Source organism: Streptococcus mitis SK597 (assembly GCF_000148545.1).
Lineage (GTDB): Bacteria > Bacillota > Bacilli > Lactobacillales > Streptococcaceae > Streptococcus > Streptococcus mitis_C.
The window spans coordinates 1-19,396 of sequence record NZ_AEDV01000082.1 but is presented as its reverse complement, the minus strand read 5'-3'; the positions used below and the strand labels follow the sequence as shown (position 1 = coordinate 19,396).

The 19,396-nt window shown below is 39.4% G+C and carries 18 protein-coding genes, 3 tRNA genes and 4 pseudogenes; 18 read left to right on the top strand and 7 right to left on the bottom strand.

The window, feature by feature from the left end; genetic code table 11:
• The first annotated feature begins 16 nt into the window (after positions 1-16).
• The 3 genes from SMSK597_RS0103055 (at position 17) to SMSK597_RS0103045 (ending at position 290) form a co-directional block, all read left to right on the top strand.
• Positions 17-87 (top strand) — tRNA-Gly (locus tag SMSK597_RS0103055).
• 35 nt (positions 88-122) lie between these two features.
• Positions 123-196: transfer RNA gene (locus SMSK597_RS0103050), tRNA-Ile, on the top strand.
• A gap of 6 nt (positions 197-202) precedes the next feature.
• Positions 203-290, top strand: a tRNA-Ser gene (locus SMSK597_RS0103045).
• A 221-nt stretch (positions 291-511) separates the two neighbouring features.
• Here SMSK597_RS0103045 and birA read toward each other — a convergent pair.
• Positions 512-1,447, bottom strand: coding sequence for a bifunctional biotin--[acetyl-CoA-carboxylase] ligase/biotin operon repressor BirA (birA, locus tag SMSK597_RS10635; RefSeq protein ID WP_000844495.1), 936 nt, complete (start codon positions 1,445-1,447; stop codon positions 512-514).
• Complete coding sequence (locus SMSK597_RS10630; RefSeq protein ID WP_000959989.1) at positions 1,444-2,304, bottom strand: AraC family transcriptional regulator; 861 nt, start codon at positions 2,302-2,304, stop codon at positions 1,444-1,446. Before SMSK597_RS10630 ends, birA begins: the two co-directional genes overlap by 4 nt.
• Positions 2,305-2,411: 107 nt before the next feature.
• Between SMSK597_RS10630 and SMSK597_RS10625 the strand changes: the two genes are divergently transcribed.
• From SMSK597_RS10625 to SMSK597_RS10570, 14 genes and pseudogenes are all read left to right on the top strand, one after another.
• Positions 2,412-4,574: an alpha-galactosidase gene (locus SMSK597_RS10625; protein ID WP_000538913.1), complete on the top strand. Its 2,163-nt coding sequence runs from the start codon at positions 2,412-2,414 to the stop codon at positions 4,572-4,574.
• Positions 4,575-4,608: 34 nt separating this feature from the next.
• Entirely contained in the window at positions 4,609-5,859 is a 1,251-nt protein-coding gene (locus tag SMSK597_RS10620) for an extracellular solute-binding protein (RefSeq protein WP_000872426.1), read from the top strand.
• An 18-nt stretch (positions 5,860-5,877) separates the two neighbouring features.
• Positions 5,878-6,750, top strand: coding sequence for a carbohydrate ABC transporter permease (locus SMSK597_RS10615; RefSeq protein ID WP_001007686.1), 873 nt, complete (start codon positions 5,878-5,880; stop codon positions 6,748-6,750).
• Between the two features lie 16 nt (positions 6,751-6,766).
• Complete coding sequence (locus tag SMSK597_RS10610) at positions 6,767-7,600, top strand: carbohydrate ABC transporter permease (protein ID WP_000711265.1); 834 nt, start codon at positions 6,767-6,769, stop codon at positions 7,598-7,600.
• A gap of 301 nt (positions 7,601-7,901) precedes the next feature.
• Positions 7,902-9,344 (top strand): sucrose phosphorylase, encoded by a 1,443-nt coding sequence (gtfA, locus tag SMSK597_RS10605; RefSeq protein ID WP_001122353.1) that lies wholly within the window; start codon positions 7,902-7,904, stop codon positions 9,342-9,344.
• 137 nt (positions 9,345-9,481) lie between these two features.
• The gene (locus tag SMSK597_RS10600; protein ID WP_004238435.1) at positions 9,482-10,675 is read left to right on the top strand and encodes an O-antigen ligase family protein; all 1,194 of its coding nucleotides are present in this window, start codon (positions 9,482-9,484) and stop codon (positions 10,673-10,675) included.
• Between the two features lie 144 nt (positions 10,676-10,819).
• Positions 10,820-11,263, top strand: a complete 444-nt coding sequence (locus SMSK597_RS10595; RefSeq protein ID WP_000655216.1) for a MarR family winged helix-turn-helix transcriptional regulator — start codon at positions 10,820-10,822, stop codon at positions 11,261-11,263.
• Positions 11,264-11,297: 34 nt separating this feature from the next.
• Positions 11,298-11,489: pseudogene (locus tag SMSK597_RS13050) on the top strand (nuclear transport factor 2 family protein); the annotation flags it as partial.
• Between the two features lie 14 nt (positions 11,490-11,503).
• The gene (locus SMSK597_RS10590) at positions 11,504-12,232 is read left to right on the top strand and encodes an ATP-binding cassette domain-containing protein (RefSeq protein WP_000575217.1); all 729 of its coding nucleotides are present in this window, start codon (positions 11,504-11,506) and stop codon (positions 12,230-12,232) included.
• Positions 12,225-13,745 (top strand): ABC transporter permease/substrate-binding protein, encoded by a 1,521-nt coding sequence (locus SMSK597_RS10585; protein WP_000182934.1) that lies wholly within the window; start codon positions 12,225-12,227, stop codon positions 13,743-13,745. The genes SMSK597_RS10590 and SMSK597_RS10585 overlap by 8 nt, the downstream gene beginning before the upstream one ends.
• 335 nt (positions 13,746-14,080) lie before the next feature.
• Complete coding sequence (locus tag SMSK597_RS10580; RefSeq protein ID WP_000846130.1) at positions 14,081-14,683, top strand: hypothetical protein; 603 nt, start codon at positions 14,081-14,083, stop codon at positions 14,681-14,683.
• Positions 14,683-15,474, top strand: a complete 792-nt coding sequence (locus SMSK597_RS10575) for an energy-coupling factor transporter transmembrane component T (protein ID WP_025169704.1) — start codon at positions 14,683-14,685, stop codon at positions 15,472-15,474. Before SMSK597_RS10580 ends, SMSK597_RS10575 begins: the two co-directional genes overlap by 1 nt.
• Positions 15,450-16,286: an ABC transporter ATP-binding protein gene (locus SMSK597_RS0103040; protein ID WP_000343050.1), complete on the top strand. Its 837-nt coding sequence runs from the start codon at positions 15,450-15,452 to the stop codon at positions 16,284-16,286. Before SMSK597_RS10575 ends, SMSK597_RS0103040 begins: the two co-directional genes overlap by 25 nt.
• Complete coding sequence (locus SMSK597_RS10570) at positions 16,273-17,073, top strand: energy-coupling factor ABC transporter ATP-binding protein (RefSeq protein ID WP_000103848.1); 801 nt, start codon at positions 16,273-16,275, stop codon at positions 17,071-17,073. Before SMSK597_RS0103040 ends, SMSK597_RS10570 begins: the two co-directional genes overlap by 14 nt.
• A gap of 224 nt (positions 17,074-17,297) precedes the next feature.
• On the opposite strand, the gene SMSK597_RS13420 is transcribed toward SMSK597_RS10570, so the two are convergent.
• The 5 genes and pseudogenes from SMSK597_RS13420 to SMSK597_RS14105 form a co-directional block, all read right to left on the bottom strand.
• A complete protein-coding gene (locus SMSK597_RS13420; protein ID WP_004238429.1) occupies positions 17,298-17,459 on the bottom strand; it encodes a hypothetical protein in 162 nt (53 codons plus the stop codon).
• Positions 17,447-17,674 (bottom strand): hypothetical protein, encoded by a 228-nt coding sequence (locus SMSK597_RS10560; protein ID WP_025169703.1) that lies wholly within the window; start codon positions 17,672-17,674, stop codon positions 17,447-17,449. Before SMSK597_RS10560 ends, SMSK597_RS13420 begins: the two co-directional genes overlap by 13 nt.
• A 12-nt stretch (positions 17,675-17,686) precedes the next feature.
• Positions 17,687-17,923 carry a hypothetical protein gene (locus tag SMSK597_RS10555; RefSeq protein ID WP_001287844.1) on the bottom strand — a complete coding sequence of 79 codons (237 nt, stop codon included), beginning with the start codon at positions 17,921-17,923 and terminating at the stop codon, positions 17,687-17,689.
• Positions 17,916-18,236 (bottom strand): annotated as a pseudogene (locus SMSK597_RS14110) (DNA replication protein); the annotation flags it as partial. The gene SMSK597_RS10555 and the pseudogene SMSK597_RS14110, both read right to left, overlap by 8 nt.
• A 24-nt stretch (positions 18,237-18,260) precedes the next feature.
• Positions 18,261-18,611, bottom strand: a pseudogene (locus SMSK597_RS14105) (IS6 family transposase); the annotation flags it as partial.
• A 39-nt stretch (positions 18,612-18,650) separates the two neighbouring features.
• Here SMSK597_RS14105 and pnuC point away from each other — a divergent pair.
• Positions 18,651-19,172: pseudogene (gene pnuC / locus SMSK597_RS13415) on the top strand (nicotinamide riboside transporter PnuC); the annotation flags it as partial.
• Positions 19,173-19,396: the final 224 nt, after the last annotated feature.

The window sequence follows — 19,396 nt, the reverse complement described above, 5'->3', positions numbered from 1 at the left end:
TATTGATAGTATTTATGCGGGTGTAGTTTAGTGGTAAAACTACAGCCTTCCAAGCTGTTGTCGCGAGTTCGATTCTCGTCACCCGCTTTGAACTTTGTTCAAATTACCAAGTTTTTTAACTTGGGCGCGTAGCTCAGGTGGTTAGAGCGCACGCCTGATAAGCGTGAGGTCGGTGGTTCGAGTCCACTCGTGCCCATTAATTGGAGAATTACTCAAGAGGCTGAAGAGGACGGTTTGCTAAATCGTTAGGTCGGGTAACTGGCGCAAGGGTTCGAATCCCTTATTCTCCGTTTTAATGAGAGTTTGTAACTCTCTTTTTTATTTTTAGAGACAATAAAACTTCAGATCTGTAAAACTTAATTGGATTACTTATCTGACGTTTTTTTGCGTTCTTTGTCAACTGTAGTGGGCTGCAGAAAAGCTAAAATCTTTATATAGTAGATGGAAACAAGAACTGTTCCAGATTCAATCTACTATATATTGTCGATTTTATGGTTGTGCTAGTTTATTATTACTTCCAACTCTTGAGTGAAATTTCTCCGCTATTGAGCCAGATTTCTTTTCCGTTATCACATTGCACCAAAAGCTTTCCATTTTCTGAGATATCTTTAGCAAGTCCTTTGTAGTCTTTTTGATCTATTGTGAAAGTAACTTCTTTTCCTAGAACGAATGACTGTTTTTTATATAGGTATAATAGCTCTTCTGCTGGTGTTTCGAAGAAAGCACGCCATATTTCGATAATTAATTCATTCCTTGTTATTGGAGCTGTAGTTTTAAATAAGCTAGCAGCTTTTTCTTTTAATTCTTGTGGGAAATCATTAATAGTAAAGTTGATTCCTACTCCAATAATGATATCTGTGACTAAGCCTGTTTCTACAGATGTCATTGCTTCAGTGAGAATTCCTCCAATTTTATGATTGTTTAGGTAGATATCATTGACCCATTTTATGTCGACATCTATTAAAGTTAGGTTCTTAATGGCTTTGTAGATAGCTCCAGCTACAAGTAGTGTGTAGGATGGTAATTTGTCATAGGGGAGATTTGGTTTAAGATGGAGTGTCATATAAATACCACCTTGTGGTGAGTAGAAGGAACGTTGAAAACGGCCTCGGCCTGCTGTTTGATAGGAAGCTAGATAGAGGGTATTTGCTTCATGGCCTAAATCAATTGCTTCTTTTGCATCTAGTTGTGTTGATTTTGTTTCGGGTTTAAAGCTGACTTTAATTGGAAGATTTTCTTCTAGAAGTTCTGGAAGAATAAGGTCTCCATTCACCAGTTTATAGCCTTTGTTTTTGATACTATCAATTTCAATGCCTTCTTGTTCTAAACGCTTGATGGCTTTCCAAATTGATGTTCGGGTCAGTGATAGTTCTTCTGCAATTTTTTCTCCGCTGATATAATCGGTTTCTTTAGCTAGAATTTGGTAGACGGCTTGGTAGGATTTCATAGTGTTTCCTTTCTCACTAGTTGGTGTTGAGAATATTCTTTTCTTGTTTGACTTGGAGTCTGATTAAAGTATTGTTTATAAGCTTTAGAAAAATGTAGTGGATCTGAAAAGCCTACCGAGTATGCAATTACCTTGATTGACTCTTGGGTATTTTCGAGGAGTTGTTTAGCTCGATACATTCGAACGTATAGTAGGTATTCTTTTGGGGATAAGGTATTAAATTCTTTGAATACGCTTGATAAGTAGCTTCTGTGAACGGATAGTTCTTTTGCTAAATCTTGAATTGTAAGTGATTGAGGATAGTGGCTATCAATTAATCTTTTGCATTCAAGATAGAGTTGGTGGGTCGATGAAATATTCTTTTTCTTCTGATTGGGAGCAATAGTTCCCAGATGAAACATCAGTTCATGGAGTTGTCCCATGATATGGAGTTGAGCTAATTCATTTGATTTGGTAATCTGAGCGAAGCGGACAATGTCTGAGATGAGTTTTGCAGTGGTCTGGGTATGACAAGTTTCAGATTGGATGAGATAGGATTGATCAGAAATTTGAGAAAGAGCAAAATAATCAGGAGCTTTCCCTCCAGTGATTCCTAACCAGTAGTAGGACCAAGGTTCTTCACTATCTGCTTGATAAAAGGTTAGTTCATCTGGTTTTAATAGAAAGAAATCTCCTTCTTTTAAATCAACAATTTTACCCTTGTAATGAAATTTTCCTTGTCCTTTAGTAATGTAATGTAGGACGTATGTATCTCGAATTGCTGGACCAAAAGAGTAATTAGGTGTGCATTCCTCATATCCATAAAAGCTTAGGGAAAGGTCGATTGTTCCAGTCTGGTATTCTGAAAAAACTAGCATGTGCTACCTCCTACCTAACATTTTACCATATTCTTGAGACATTTTTCTATTTTGGAAAGCGATTTCAGATGATAAAATAGAATCAATAAAGTGATGAGGTGAAGTAAATGGGAGTTAGGATAGAGAATAATCTATTTTATGTTGAGAGTAAAAATCTAAGTTTGATTATTGAAAATCGAAATGGCTACTTACTTTTGAAACATTTAGGAAAGACTATTAAGAACTATAAAGGTTCCAATAGTGTTTATGAACGAGACCATGCCTTTTCAGGAAATCCAACGGCTCATAATCGAACCTTTAGTTTAGATACGCAACGTCAGATTGTTGGACAACATGGCTTAGGAGATTTTAGGAAACCAACTATACAGATTCAGCATAGTGTAACTGAAGTAACAGACTTTCGATTTGTAGAAGCAAAGATTTTAAAAGGTCAGAATGGTCCACAGGGCTTACCTTCTCCACATAGCATGGACAATACAGAGACTCTTGTCTTAATATTAGAAGATTCTAAGGCTCATCTTAGTCTGAATTTGTATTATACTGCTTTTAATAATGATTCGACAATTGCTAGCTACAGTAAATTAGAGAATAATAGTAATCAGGAAGTTGTCATCCATAAAGATTTTTCTTTTATGGCTGATTTCCCTGCTGCAGCTTACGAAATCGTAACTCTGCAGGGTGCTTATGCTCGTGAAAAGACTGTCAGACGTCAACAGATAGAACAAGGAACCTTTTCGATTAGTTCAAACCGTGGGGCTTCGGGTCATGCTCAAACACCAGCTCTTCTACTATGTGATCAAGGAGTCACAGAGGATGCTGGGAATGTGTTTGCTATTCAACTAATGTATAGTGGAAACTTTGAAGCTTTTGTTCAAAAGAATCAATTGAATGAAGTTCGGCTGGCTATTGGGATTAATCCAGAAAACTTTTCTTGGAAGTTAGACGCTGAGGAATACTTTGAAACACCGGTAGCTTTAATGACCTATTCAGATAAGGGATTAACTGGTGTTAGTCATGAAAGTCAGAATTTTATACTGAAGCACATTATGCCAAGTAACTTTTCTAAAAAAGAACGCCCAATTCTAATCAATAACTGGGAAGCTACCTACTTTGACTTTCAGAGAGAAAAACTGTTAGAGCTAGCTGATGAAGCTAAGAAAGTTGGCATTGAACTTTTTGTATTAGATGATGGTTGGTTTGGCAATCGCTTTGATGATAATCGTGCTTTAGGTGACTGGAGTGTTAATGAGGAAAAACTGGGTGGAAGCCTAGAAAGTCTGATTTCAGATATCCATGAAAGAGGTTTGAAGTTTGGGCTTTGGTTAGAACCTGAAATGATTTCTGTAGATAGTGATTTGTATCGTAAACATCCTGACTGGGCTATTCAGGTTCCAGGATATGAACATACCTATTCTAGAAATCAACTAGTACTTAATCTTGCCAATCCTCAGGTAGTAGAATACTTGAAAAATGTCTTAGATCAACTCCTATCTTATCATGAGTTTGACTACATCAAATGGGATATGAATCGTAATATTACTAAGCTAGGGAATGGATCGAACTATCTAGAGACACAGATGCAATCTCATCAGTACATGCTGGGGCTTTACGAACTCGTTTCTTATCTGACAGAGAAGCACAGCCATATTCTCTTTGAGTCCTGCTCTGGTGGTGGTGGACGAAATGATCTTGGTATGATGCGTTATTTCCCTCAAGTCTGGGCAAGTGATAATACTGATGCCATTGCACGTTTACCAATTCAATACGGGTCATCTTATCTCTATCCAACCATTTCTATGGGGGCTCATGTTTCAGCAGTACCGAATCACCAGATGGGGCGAACGACACCATTAGAAACACGTGGCCATGTAGCAATGATGGGAAATTTGGGATATGAGCTTGATTTGACAAGTTTATCAGATGAAGAGAAAGCTGAGATTGCTAATCAGGTGAACTTGTATAAAGAATTACGACCAGTAGTTCAGTTAGGACAACAGTATAGGTTAATCAATCCCGAGTCTGCATCCAATGAAGCAGCTCTACAATTTAATTACAAAAATCAAACGATTGTAACCTACGTTCGCGTTTTGTCAGTTGTAGAGACCATGGAAACAACTTTAAAGTTAAAAGATTTGGATGAAGAGGGACTATATGAATTACAGGAAAATGGAGTAGTTTACTCAGGTGCAGAACTCATGTATGCAGGATTAACTGTTATCTTATCCCAAGGAGATTTTTTGAGTAAACAGTATATTTTTAAAAGGCTATAATAAAGGTGTATAAATTTATAAAGGAGGCTTTCCAATGAAATGGTATAAGAAAGCAGGTTTTCTTTTAGTAGCTGGGGTTAGTTTACTAGGCCTAGCAGCTTGTGATCAGAATAATCAATCGATTGATGGAAAGGTAACGATTGAATTTTTTAACCAGAAAACCGAAATGGCGGATACTTTGCAAAAAATTGTAGATCATTTTGAAAAGGATCATCCTACTATTGATGTAAAACTGACGACTGTTCCGGCAGCTGGAATTGTTCTGAAGACTCGGATTTTATCAGGAGATGTTCCAGATATTGTTAATATCTATCCTCAAAATATGGATTTTCAGGAGTGGGCAAAAGCAGGTTACTTTACAGATATGACAGGGAAATCTTATCTTGAGAACATTAAGAATGACTATGCAGAAAAGTATGCAATCAATAATAAGATTTATAGTGTGCCTTTAACTGCTAACCTTTATGGAATCTATTACAATAAAACAAAGTTTAAAGAATTAGGATTTGAGGAACCGAAGACTTTTAAAGAGTTTCAAGAGATTGTTAAAAAGATAAAAGATAGTGGGAATTCTCCGTTTGCAGTTGCAGGCAATGAAGGATGGACATTAAACGGTTATCACCAACTTTCTCTCATTACCATTACAGGCAGTGGAGACGCAGCTAATAACTATCTTCGCTTTTCAAAACCAAATGCTATTTCTGCAGATGATGCTATTTTAAAAGCAGATGCAGAACGACTCGATTTGTTGGCAGACAATGCTCAAGATGGATGGCGTGGTGCCTCTTATAATGATGCGGTGGTAGCATTCTCGAATGAAAAAGCCTTGATGATGCCACAAGGATCGTGGGCATTAGCGGCAATTAATCAACAGGATCCAAAATTTGATGTGGGGATGTTTGCCTTCCCAGGAGAAGAAGTAGGAAAAGAAGTCACTGTTGGTGCAGGGGACATGGCATTATCAACTTCAGCTACTACCAAACATCCTAAAGAAACCGAAGAATTTATCAGCTATATGACTAGTCCAAAAGCTATGCAAGCATATTATGATGTGGATGGATCACCAGTTGCGGTGAAAGGTGTACAGGAAAAAGAAGATTCAGCACTTGCAGAGATTTCTAAACTGGCATTTACGGATAAACATTATGTTTGGTTGGGCCAACACTGGAATTCTGAAGAAGATTTTTTCAATCTAAGTGCAGGTTACTTGATGGATAAAAATCTGAAAAATATGGCAAACAATCTCAATGCTTTCTTTAATCCAATGAAGGCAGATTTGAACTAGAATAGGAGTTAAGATGATATGGCTATTCGAAAATTTTTAAATAAATACTGGGGTTGGACTTTTTTGCTTATCCCGCTTGCATTACAAGCTATCTTCTTTTACTTTCCAATGGTACAAGGTGCTTTCTATAGTTTGACTAACTGGACTGGATTGACCTATAATTATAAATTTGTCGGTCTGAATAACTACAAATTGCTTATGATTGATGGGAAATTCTTCACAGCCATTGCTTTTACTTTGATTTTAACCCTGGCATTGATTATTGGAGAGATTACAATTGGGATGGTTGTCGCTCGAGCCTTAAATTCTAAGATGAAAGGGCAGACCTTCTTTAGAGCATGGTTCTTTTTCCCGGCAGTTTTGTCTGGTTTGACAGTTTCCTTGATTTTTAAACAATTCTTTAACTATGGTCTTCCAACGATTGGAAAAATTTTAGGGATTAGTTTTTTACAAGAAAGTCTATTAGGAACACCTATCGGTGCGGTAGTGGCAACTATTTTTGTTCTTCTATGGCAAGGAGTAGCAATGCCAATTATTCTCTTTCTTGCTGGTCTTCAGAGTATTCCATCTGATATTTTGGAGGCGGCATCAATTGATGGTGCAACAAGCAAACAAACTTTTTGGAAGATTGAATTACCATATTTGTTGCCAACGATTTCTATGGTTTTTATCCTAGCTCTTAAGTCCGGTTTGACTGCCTTTGACCAAATTTTTGCCTTGACGAGTGGTGGTCCTAATAATGCTACAACGTCTCTTGGTCTTTTAGTCTATAACTATGCCTTCAAGAGTAATCAATATGGATATGCGAATGCAATTGCCTTGATTTTATTCTTAATTATTGGAATTGTTTCTCTTATCCAAATCAAACTATCAAAGAAATTTGAAATCTAATAGGGGAGTCTTACACATGAAAAAAGAAGAAAAATTGAATCAGTTTTGGAAGTATGTCCTCTTGATAGTAGGTGGTATTCTCATACTTGTTCCTTTGTTGGTAACGGTTTTTAGTTCCTTCAAGACAACCAAGGATATCATGAATCATTTCTTTGGTTTGCCCAATCCTTTTACATTAAGCAATTATGAACGATTAGTTTCGGATGGGATTGGAGGCTATTTCTGGAATTCAGCTGTTATTACGGTGTTATCATTGATTGTAGTAGCCTTCTTTATACCAGCTGCAGCCTATTCCATTGCTCGAAATATGTCCAAGAAAAAAGCCTTTGCAATTATGTATTCGCTCTTGATCTTAGGGATATTTGTTCCATTTCAGGTGATTATGATTCCTATCACAGTTATGATGAGCAAACTCGGCCTGGCAAATATGTGGGGGTTGGTACTACTCTATCTAACTTATGCAATTCCACAGACCCTTTTCTTGTATGTTGGTTATATTAAAATCAGTGTACCAGATAGTTTAGATGAAGCTGCAGAAATTGATGGGGCTGATCGATTTACAACTTACCGTCGAATTATCTTTCCAATGCTGAAGCCCATGCATGCTACAACCTTGATTATCAATGCATTATGGTTCTGGAATGACTTTATGTTGCCACTGTTGATTTTGAATAAGGATTCCAAGATGTGGACTTTGCCTCTCTTCCAGTACAACTACCAAGGTCAGTATTTTAATGACTATGGGCCAAGTTTTGCATCCTATATTGTGGGAATTGTAACAATTACTGTCGTCTACCTCATCTTCCAAAAACATATTATTTCAGGAATGAGCAACGGAGCAGTGAAATAAGATACAAAGGGACGATTCAGCTTGCTGAAAATTTCTGTAGAAAAATAGGAAATTGACGTAGTGTGCTTGCACACAAGAAGATTTATCTTTTTTCTTAAGAAATTAGTCCCGTGTTCAATTCCATATACGAAGGGACGATTCAGCTTGTTGATAATTCTATTTAGAAAACAAGAAAGTAGTACTTAGTTTATCACAGTCTATATTAGTACGAGTTTGATGATAAACAGAGATTTAAAATGAATTTGATTTACGAAGCCAGGTCATATGAGACTTGGCTTCAATTAGAAAAAGGAGAGTAATGATGCCAATTCAGAATAAAACTATGTTGATTACCTATTCAGATAGTCTTGGAAATAATCTTAAAGACTTATATGATAATTTGGAAGAGTATTTTGGAGATGCTATTGGAGGAGTTCACCTTCTACCATTTTTCCCATCAACAGGTGATCGTGGATTTGCGCCAGTTGACTACGACGAAGTGGACTCAGCTTTTGGTGATTGGGAGGATGTTAAGCGTTTAGGTGAGAAATATTATCTTATGTTTGACTTTATGATTAATCATATTTCTCGTCAATCCAAGTATTATAAAGACTATCAAGAAAAACATGAAGCCAGTGAATTTAAAGATCTCTTTTTAAACTGGGATAAGTTTTGGCCAGAAAACCGTCCGACACAGTCTGATGTAGATTTAATTTACAAGCGTAAGGATCGTGCACCAAAGCAAGAGATTGTCTTTGAAGATGGTTCAGTGGAACATTTGTGGAATACCTTTGGTGAGGAGCAGATTGATCTTGATGTGACCAAAGAAGTAACTATGGAATTTATCCGTAAGACCATTCAGCACTTGGCAAGTAATGGGTGTGATTTGATTCGCTTAGATGCCTTTGCTTATGCAGTGAAGAAATTGGATACCAATGATTTCTTTGTGGAACCAGATATTTGGGATTTATTAGACAAAGTTCGAGACATCGCTGCTGAATATGGGACAGAGCTCTTACCTGAGATTCATGAACATTATTCGATTCAGTTTAAAATAGCGGATCACGATTACTATGTTTATGATTTTGCTCTTCCAATGGTGACACTTTATACTCTTTACAGTTCCAGAACAGAGCGTTTGGCTAAGTGGTTAAAGATGAGCCCAATGAAGCAATTTACGACGCTAGACACCCATGATGGGATTGGAGTGGTGGATGTCAAGGATATCCTGACTGATGAGGAAATCGACTATGCTTCAAATGAGCTCTATAAGGTTGGAGCTAATGTCAAACGTAAGTACTCTAGTGCCGAGTATAACAATTTAGATATCTACCAAATCAATTCAACCTACTATTCTGCGCTTGGAGACGATGATGTCAAGTATTTTCTCGCTCGTCTAATTCAAGCTTTTGCCCCAGGTATTCCTCAGGTTTACTATGTAGGTCTATTAGCAGGCAAGAATGATTTGAAATTATTAGAAGAAACTAAAGAAGGTCGAAATATTAATCGTCATTACTATAGCAATGAGGAAATAGCAGAAGAAGTCCAACGTCCTGTGGTGAAGGAACTTCTCAATCTATTTTCTTTCCGTAATCGTTCAGAAGCATTTGATTTAGAAGGAACTATTGACGTTGAAACACCAACAGCTCACAGCATTGTAATCAAACGTCAAAATAAAGATAAGTCCGTAACAGCAGTAGCAGAAATTGATTTGCAAAATCAGACTTATCGGGTAATTGAGAACGGAATTGAAGTAACATTTTGAAGCCTTGATATGGTTGATAAAATAGGGTTTTTATTTTTAAAAACGTTTCCTTTGTTTTCAAATTGCTAAAAAAGTGGTACAATAAAAGGTAGCTTACTATTATCTGAATCAACTGATTTGGAGAGAAAGGATTCATTTTGAAATCAATAGGCTTTATTGAAAAGCTGAGAGGGTTGTCTAGTAAAGAGCTGATTTTATTGGGAATTATCCTGAGTATCTTTTTACCCTTTTATCTTTTTGTAGTTGTATTCTGTTTATATATTATCAGTTTGATTTTTACAGGAGACATGAAAAGTATTCTTCAGAAAATGGGGGAGCATCCGATGCTGCTTCTTTTTCTTGGCTATAGTACTGTTATATCCGTTTTTGCACAAAATTGGATGGGAGTTGTAGCTTCAGTAGGAATTTTTCTATTTACTGTTTTCTTTTTGCATTATCAGTCGATTTTATCACATAAATTCTTTCGATTGATTTTGCAGCTCGTCTTGTTTGGTAGCGTCTTGTCAGCTGCTTTTGCGAGTTTAGAACATTTCCAAATTGTGAAGAAATTCAACTATGCTTTTCTTTCACCCAATATGCAGGTGTGGCATCAGAATCGTGCAGAAGTGACCTTCTTTAATCCTAATTATTATGGAATTATTTGTTGTTTCTGTATCATGATTGCCTTCTATCTGTTTACAACGACCAAGTTGAATTGGTTGAAAGTATTTTGTGTGATTGCAGGTTTTGTGAATCTCTTTGGTTTGAACTTTACGCAAAATCGAACTGCCTTTCCTGCTATTATCGCTGGAGCAATCATCTATCTCTTTACGACCATTAAAAACTGGAAGGCCTTTTGGCTTAGTATTGGGGTCTTTGCGATTGGCTTGAGCTTCCTCTTTTCCAGTGATTTAGGAGTTCGGATGGGGACTTTAGATTCTTCTATGGAAGAACGCATTTCTATCTGGGATGCTGGGATGGCCTTGTTTAAGCAAAATCCTTTTTGGGGTGAGGGGCCATTGACCTATATGCACTCTTATCCTAGAATAAATGCTCCTTATCATGAACATGCTCACAGTCTTTATATTGATACGATTCTGAGTTATGGAATTGTGGGGACTATTTTATTAGTTTTGTCTTCTGTTCCTCCTGTTCGCTTGATGATGGATATGAGTCAGGAGTCGGGGAAACGCCCGATTATCGGTCTTTATCTGTCTTTCCTTACAGTGGTTGCTGTACACGGAATCTTTGACTTGGCCCTCTTCTGGATTCAGTCAGGTTTCATTTTCTTGCTAGTTATGTGCAGTGTTCCATTGGAGCATCGAACTTTGGTATCGGACATGACGGATTAAGTTTATAAAATTAAAATCTTCTATCTTGGGTAGGAGGTTTTTTTACTGGGAAAAATTATTTCTAAATCGAAATAGTTGACAGTTAGAACAATTAGTGTTACAATTGTTTTATTCGTTTCGATATAGAAATAAATTGGAGGTGTCATGAAAGATAGTCATTTGGTAGCCCATCATATTCGTTTATTGAATGGACGGATTTTTCAAAAGTTACTGAGCCAAGATCCTGAGGCTCTTTATAGGGGTGAACAGGGCAAGATTTTAGCGGTTTTATGGAATAGTGAAACTGGCTGCGCAACTGCGACAGATATCGCGCTTTCGACTGGGCTTGCGAATAATACGCTGACGACTATGATAAAAAAGCTAGAGGAACAAAAACTTGTAATTGTTAGTCCGTGTGGGGAAGACAAGCGTAAGAAGTATTTAGTTTTAACGGAGTTAGGCAAGTCCCAGAAAGAAGTGGGGCATCGTGTCAGTCAGAAATTGGATACGGTTTTTTACAAAGGTTTTTCAGAGGAAGAAATTCGTCAGTTTGAAGCCTTTCAAGAAAGAATTTTGGCGAATCTGAAAGAGAAGGCAAAAGAGGATTAAAATAGATCAAATTAGCTGTTTATAAGTAAAGGCCACTTTTGACTTTGTTTTCCAACTCTTAGGACAAGGAAACTAAGTGGTTAGCTATGGTCAGACTCAGATTGATGGCCTTGCTTATGCCCGGTACGATATCTTCCGTTTAGAGAACGGGAAAATTGTGGAGCATTGGGACAATAAGGAAGTCATGCCTAAGGTAGAAGACTTAACCAATCGAGGAAAGTTTTAAAATGAGGACAAAGAATGATTGAATACAAAAATGTAGCCTTGCGCTACACAGAAAAAGATGTCTTGAGAGATGTCAATTTACGGATTGATAATGGAGAGTTTATGGTTTTAGTTGGGCCATCTGGGTCCGGTAAGACGACCATGATTAAGATGATTAACCGTCTCTTGGAACCGACTGATGGAAATATTTATATGGATGGCAAGCGCATCAAAGATTATGATGAGCGGGAACTTCGTCTTTCTACTGGTTATGTTTTACAGGCTATTGCTCTCTTTCCCAATCTAACGGTTGCGGAAAATATTGCCTTGATTCCTGAGATGAAGGGTTGGACTAAGGAAGAAATTGCGAAGAAAACAGAAGAGCTTTTAGCTAAGGTTGGTTTACCAGTGGCTGAGTATGGGCATCGTTTGCCTAGTGAATTATCTGGTGGAGAACAGCAACGGGTTGGTATTGTCCGTGCTATGATTGGTCAGCCCAAGATTCTCCTCATGGATGAACCTTTTTCAGCCTTGGATGCTATTTCGAGAAAACAGTTGCAGGTTCTGACAAAAGAATTGCATAAAGAGTTTGGGATGACAACGATTTTTGTGACCCATGATACGGATGAAGCCTTGAAGTTGGCGGACCGTATTGCCGTTTTGCAGGATGGAGAGATTCGTCAGGTAGCGAATCCTGAGACTATTTTAAAAGCTCCTGCAACAGACTTTGTAGCAGACTTGTTTGGAGGTAGTGTTCATGACTAATTTAATTGCAACTTTTGAGGATCGTTTTGGTGATTGGGTAACAGCTCTATCTCAACATTTACAGTTGTCACTGTTGACCTTGTTACTCGCTATTTTTATTTCGATTCCCTTGGCTGTTTATCTTCGCTATCATGAGAAGTTGGCCGACTGGGTCTTGCAGATTGCAGGGATTTTCCAGACCATCCCGTCTCTGGCCTTGCTGGGGCTCTTTATCCCCTTGATGGGAATTGGAACCTTGCCGGCTTTGACAGCTCTAGTGATTTATGCGATCTTTCCGATTTTGCAAAATACTATCACTGGACTCAAGGGAATTGATCCAAGTCTACAAGAGGCTGGGATTGCCTTTGGGATGACTAGATGGGAGCGTCTCAAGAAGTTTGAAATTCCGCTTGCCATGCCTGTTATGATGTCTGGGATTCGGACGGCAGCTGTCTTGATTATCGGTACAGCGACCTTGGCGGCCTTGATTGGTGCAGGGGGGCTGGGTTCCTTTATCCTTTTGGGAATTGACCGTAATAATGCCAGTCTAATTTTGATTGGGGCACTTTCTTCTGCAGTGCTTGCCATTGCCTTTAACTTCCTACTAAAAGTGATGGAAAAAGCAAAATTGCGGACGATTTTTTCTGGTTTTGCCTTGGTGACCTTATTGCTAGGTCTGTCTTATAGTCCAGCCCTCTTAGCTCAAAAAGAGAAAGAAAACTTGGTTATTGCTGGAAAATTGGGTCCAGAACCAGAAATTTTGGCCAATATGTATAAATTGCTGATTGAAGAAAATACCAGTATGACTGCGACTGTTAAACCAAATTTTGGGAAAACAAGCTTCCTCTATGAAGCTTTGAAAAAAGGTGATATTGACATCTATCCTGAATTTACCGGTACGGTGACTGAAAGTTTGCTGCAACCATCACCTAAAGTGAGTCATGAGCCAGAGCAGGTTTATAATGTGGCGCGTGATGGCATTGCCAAACAGGATCATCTAGCCTATCTCAAACCCATGTCTTATCAAAATACCTACGCTGTAGCTGTTCCGAAAAAGATTGCTCAAGAATATGGCTTGAAGACCATTTCGGACTTGAAAAAAGTGGAAGGGCAGTTGAAGGCTGGATTTACCCTTGAGTTTAATGACCGTGAAGATGGTAATAAGGGCTTGCAATCAATGTATGGTCTCAATCTCAATGTAGCGACCATGGAGCCAGCCCTTCGCTATCAGGCAATTCAGTCAGGTGATATTCAAATTACGGACGCCTATTCGACTGATGCGGAATTGGAGCGTTATGATTTACAGGTCTTGGAAGATGACAAGCAACTCTTCCCACCTTATCAAGGGGCTCCACTCATGAAAGAAGCTCTTCTCAAGAAACATCCTGAGTTGGAAACAGTTCTCAATAAATTGGCTGGTAAAATTACTGAAAGCCAGATGAGCCAGCTCAACTACCAAGTCGGTGTTGAAGGCAAGTCAGCAGAACAAGTAGCAAAGGAGTTTCTACAAGAACAAGGTTTGTTGAAGAAATAGCTTGAGAATCGTAAGATCAACTTACTTAAACGACTATATAGAAGAACGCTCAGACAATTTCGTCTGGGCTTTTTTATGTTAGAGTTATTAAATGTCATTAAAAATGGGAAATAAGAGAAAATTTTCAGGATTTTTCGAATTTTACTGTAAATACACTTGACTATTCACAAAATAGGTGTATAATGTGTTGTGAACTACTTAACAAATAAAGATTTCCAGCTCATGTCGACTAAGGCTGGAAATCTTGTGTATAGACAGTTCAGTAGATATATAATAGAGCGTTGCGTCCGAAAGTCTATCCAGACACGGCTCTTTAAAAACAAAAGGAGAAGATTATGAAAACAGAACCGATTCATCGTACCAGTATGTGGAAATTTAAGTTAAGTGCTGCCACCATGACTTTGATTCCCGCTGCCGTGGGGATTAACTATGTTGCCAAAGCCTTGGCGGAGGGGTTAAAGTTGCCCGTTTGGCTGGGGTCTTTGGGAACCTTTCTTACCAGCATGTTGGCTGGGCCGGTTGCCGGTGCCATTAGTGGTTTCATCAACAACGTGATCTATGGGCTGACCTTATCGCCAATTTCAACCGTGTATGCGATTACCAGCATCGGAATTGGGATTGCTGTCGGAGTTTTGCACGCCAATGGGTGGTTCTCGTCAGCGCGACGAGTATTTGTTTCTGCTATTATTATTGCCATCGTTTCAGCTGTCATTTCAACGCCACTCAACGTCATCTTTTGGGGTGGTCAGACCGGTATCGCTTGGGGTGACTCATTGTTTGCGGTAATGGTCGCCAATCATGCACCAGTGTGGCTGGCCTCATTTACCGATGAGTTTGTCTTGGATATTTTGGATAAAGTCTGCGTGGCCTACCTGGCATTCTTCATCTATCGTCAGCTGCCGAAGCGGATGGTGCACTTCTTTAGCGATGATAAATGATGACTGATAAAACATTGATTTCTGGAGCGCCACGGGTCAAGCTCAAGTGGTACCAGGTGATCGATCCGATTACTAAACTCTTGTTCATCTTGGACATGACGTTGTTGAGCTTTGCCAGTATGAATTTATTGCTTCAGGCCGGATTAATTCTTGTCGCAACACTGCTATTGTTATTTTCCAAATTGAGTTCTACCACCTTTAAGGCGCTGGGATTCAGCCTGTTTCTGATTTGCACCATGCTGATCATCCAAGGGTTATTTTACAGTCGGAATCAAACTGTGCTGTTTTCTGTGCTTGGGGTGTCGTTCTACAAAGAAGGCCTGATTTATGCCACCACTCTGGGTTGTCGAGTATTGGTGATTATTTTGACCAGTGGCTTTTTTATGGTGACCACGAGTATTTCAGAAAACGCGGCCTATTTGGAACTGTCCGGATTGTCTTATAAAACCGTCTACATTCTGATGTCGGTGTGTTATATTTTGCCGGAAATGATGCGCAATATGCGGAAAATCCAGCAGGCACAAAAAGTTCGCGGAACCAATCCGCAAAAAACGTTGATTCAGAAATTAAAGTCAGTCCTGCCGGTTCTAATTCCATTGGTGATTAAGACCTTGGATCAATCGATGACGCGGTCGATTTCTCTCCAACTGAGAGGTTTTGATAATCTCAACCGGACTGTCAGAACCTCCCAGCGCGTGTATCGCCTGTCGCGGACGCTGCACATTGGTCTGACTGGATTGGCAATTTTATTGATTGGGTGGAAGATATGGACGAAGATAAACGGATTGTAATTGAAAATTTGACCACCCGTTATCCGGGTACTGAGCAACCACAACTGCGTCAGATTAACGCGGAGGTTCATACCGGCCAGGTGGTTGGGATTATCGGGAATAGCCACTCCGGCAAATCGACTTTGTGCCGTGTGCTGGCAGGGGTCATTCCCAAAATTGTGTCTGCTGAGATTGAGGGCGATTGGCACATGTTTGGCCAGCGAGTGTCCGACAATTGGCCCGTTTATAATGCCATGAATGGAGTTGTACTGCAAAATCCATCTGGCCAACTAAGCGGGTTGGCAGACACGGTTGCCGATGAAATCGCCTTTGACTTGATTAATCAGGGAATGGCTGAAGGACTGATTCAAAAACGGGTTGAAGAAGTTGCCACGCAAATGGGGCTGATTGAACAGCTGAATTTGCGTCCCGAGAGCCTTTCCGGTGGTCAGATCCAGCGGTTGGCAATTGCCACGGCGATTGTGGCTAATCCGGCTGTTTTGATTATGGATGATCCGACCAGTGAGATGGATCCCCTTGGCCGCCGGCAATTTTTCCAATGGCTGGCCCAAGTCAAAGAGACGACTGTCTTCATTGTCACCAGTGAAATTGACGATTTGTGCGAAGTCGCCGACGTTGTGTGGGTGCTGCACGAGGGTCAAATGGTAGCCCAGGGCAGGCCGGGTGAGGTGTTTAATCATTTGGCAGCTGACTGGCAGATTCCAGCCCCGACAATCCAGCAACTTGCTCAAAAAATGGATTGGCACTTGGCTGATGGCCGGTATCCGGTGAATTACGCTGATCTGAAGGAGGTTCGTTATGTCCACAATTGAACTAAGCCACCTGACGTTCACTTATCCGGAACGGTCCTTTAGCTTGGATGTTGAAGACAAACACTTCGCCGATCCGATGGTGGCTATTGTCGGCCAAAATGGTGCCGGCAAATCAACGCTCTTCAAATTGTTGACGGGCTTGCTGACACCACAAACCGGTGTGATTAAGATCGATGGAGAAAATTTTAATGATCTTAAACCAGTCGAAAAGTTACTGAAGGTTGGGATTACTTTTCAGAATCCTGACGATCAGCTTTTCAACCCGACCGTTCAACGAGAGGTGGAGTGGAATGTCGCGCAGGTCATGGATGACCACGACACGATTACGAGGCGGGCTTTAGCGGCTCTAAAAAGAGTTGGCTTGGATGATAAAACAGCTGAAAGTCCATATGACCTGTCATTGTCGGAACGCAAGCTGTTGAGCGTTGCCACAGTTTTGGCAGTGGATCCGGCGATTTATTTATTTGATGAGCCGATGATGTCGCTTGATTGGGAAAGCCGGCGCAAGTTGACCGCAATTTTCCATCAGTTGGCTGATTCGGGCCACCAAGTTGTGACCATCACCCATGACATGGATTGGGTCGCCGCCGAGTTTGAGTCGGTGTATGTTATGGAACACGGGAAGTTTGGCTTCGCCGGCAGTCCACGGGAATTGTTCAGCAATCACGAACTTGTTCAGCGAGTGGGATTACTACCACCGCGGATTATGGACATAGCGGAGTCGCTGGGTGATTCACAGACATATTTATCGGTTAATGATTATTGCCAGAAAAATCGAGATGTATAGAAAAAGTCACCTCTGCGTGTTTCCCAAGTTGAAGGATTAACTTCAGCTTCTGGCAAGAACTCACATGGGTGACTTTTGTGTTTAATAACGTTTCATGATCATCGGGTGCTTCCTCAGATCACTCGGTTTGATTTTACTTCGTTTCATGGTCATAATCATATACCATTTCTTTTGGATTTTTTGTTTGACTAATACAAAATAGGTCTTCATAGGTCTTCGCATTTTTAGCGCCCATTAGGATCATCAGTATAATTTTCTGAATTAGGAGACTGTCCCATCACTATTCGAACTTCGTCTCCCAACTCACGCTGTTCCCATTCATCCGTGAATCCTTTAAATCGCAATTCTGGAACGTTCTTTTTAACTGAATCATCTATTTTCGCCATAGTCCCCACCATTTTATTGGTTTTTCTTGTTCTTCTATCCTTTTTTGATCTTTGATTTGTTCATGCAAATTTTCCAACTTCTCTTTAAGAGCGTTCACTTCATCTTTATATTGATTGTCTAAGTGTTTGAATTCTGTTTCCTGTGAGGGCATTTTGAGGACTTTTAAGTTATCATTTTCCGCCTTGTATTCTTCTAGCAACTTTTTATCTTGCAAGGCTAATCGTTGTTACTGGTCTAACAAATTAGTTAGTTTTTCTATTTGTTGGTCTTTGGTATTTGATTTGCTACTACTTTCTACATTACCTAAAATTATTTTTTCTGCTTTAGAATTTATTAGATTAGACCCATTGGAACTTTTAAGCTGTAATTCTTTTGGTAACCTTTGGTAGTGATATTGAATATTTTGTTTTGTAACACTCAACTCATCCGCCAGCTCTTTGATCGTTTTTAAGTCTTCACTCATGGTTTAAGTCCTGCCTTTTAACCGTTGGTAGATATTGTTCAATGGCTTTTTTGAGGTAGCGTGCGATATTATGCTTAGAATATTCTTCACGTCTGCTGGCAACATAAGACAAGTGGTCTTTAACACTATTTAGCCCTCTTAATTCTTTCAGTTCGTCATAGAGGGGGTAAACATGGACTTGCAATCCTGCCATGATTTTTGTATCTTGCATTTCAAACGGACTTAGCAACATATTTTCTAGCAATAGCGTGGTGTACTTGCTTTTCATTGCTTTAATAGCTAGCTTATCTTCGGTTTCTGCTTTGCGTGCTTTATCTTCTTGATAGGCGGTATCTTCTAACTTATAGCTGTTATCGTCTGCTCGACGTTTCTTTCGTAACCAGATATCCAATGTTAAACCGTCCGCATCAATCGCTTGATAGAGATAATGCCAACGCCCCTTAATTTTGATATAGGTTTCATCCATTTTCCACGAATAGAAGGACTGTTTATTTTTCTTTTTCCAGAGATGATAGAGGATTTTACTGTATTCTTGAACCCACCGATAAATCGTAGTGTGACAAACATTTATTCCACGGTCATAAAGCAATTCCTGAACTTCACGATAGCTCAGATTGTAACGTAGGTAATAACCAACAGCGACAATGATGACGTCTTGTTGGAATTGTTTGCCTTTAAAATGATTCATCTCTCAAGCCTTACTAACCTTTTTTCTGCTCTTTGAGAAGCTGAAGGTCGTGCTAGTAACTACCTATTTGGTTTGATTAATTCCATCATTTATCTGGTGCTTGCCCTTCAAAAAGGCTTCTATGGTGAGGTTTTAACAATTCTCTATTTTACAATTATGCAGCCAATTGGTCTCTTGGTTTGGATTTATCAAGCCCAGTTTAAGAAAGAACAACAAGAGTTTGTCGCGCGTAAGCTGGATGGCAAGGGTTGGACCAAGTATCTTTCCATTAGTATTCTTTGATGGTTGGTCTTTGGATTCATTTATCAGTCTATTGGTGCCAATCGTCCCTATCGTGATTCAATCACAGATCCGACCAAAGAGGTCGGGCAAATCCTCATGACAGCTGTTTACCGTGAACAATGGATATTCTGGGCAGCTACTAATGTCTTTTCAATCTATCTCTGGTGGGGAGAAAGCCTGCAAATTCAAGGGAAATACCTGATTTATCTCATCAACAGTCTAGTTGGTTGGTATCAATGGAGCAAGGCTGCTAATCAGAATACTGATTTACCTAACTAGGAAAAGATGTTTGAAAGTACTGTTTTGAGTTTTCGGTTAAAACAGATAATGTTGAAAATCAAGGATTTGATATGATGAAAAAGAGGATCAGTAGGTCCTCTTTTATTGTCGAAAAAATAAAAACTCAGTAGCCTGGGCATAAGGCAACTGAGCTCTAGTCTGTATTTATACTCTTCGAAAATCAAATTCAAACTACGTCAGCTTCACCTTGCCGTATTCAAGTA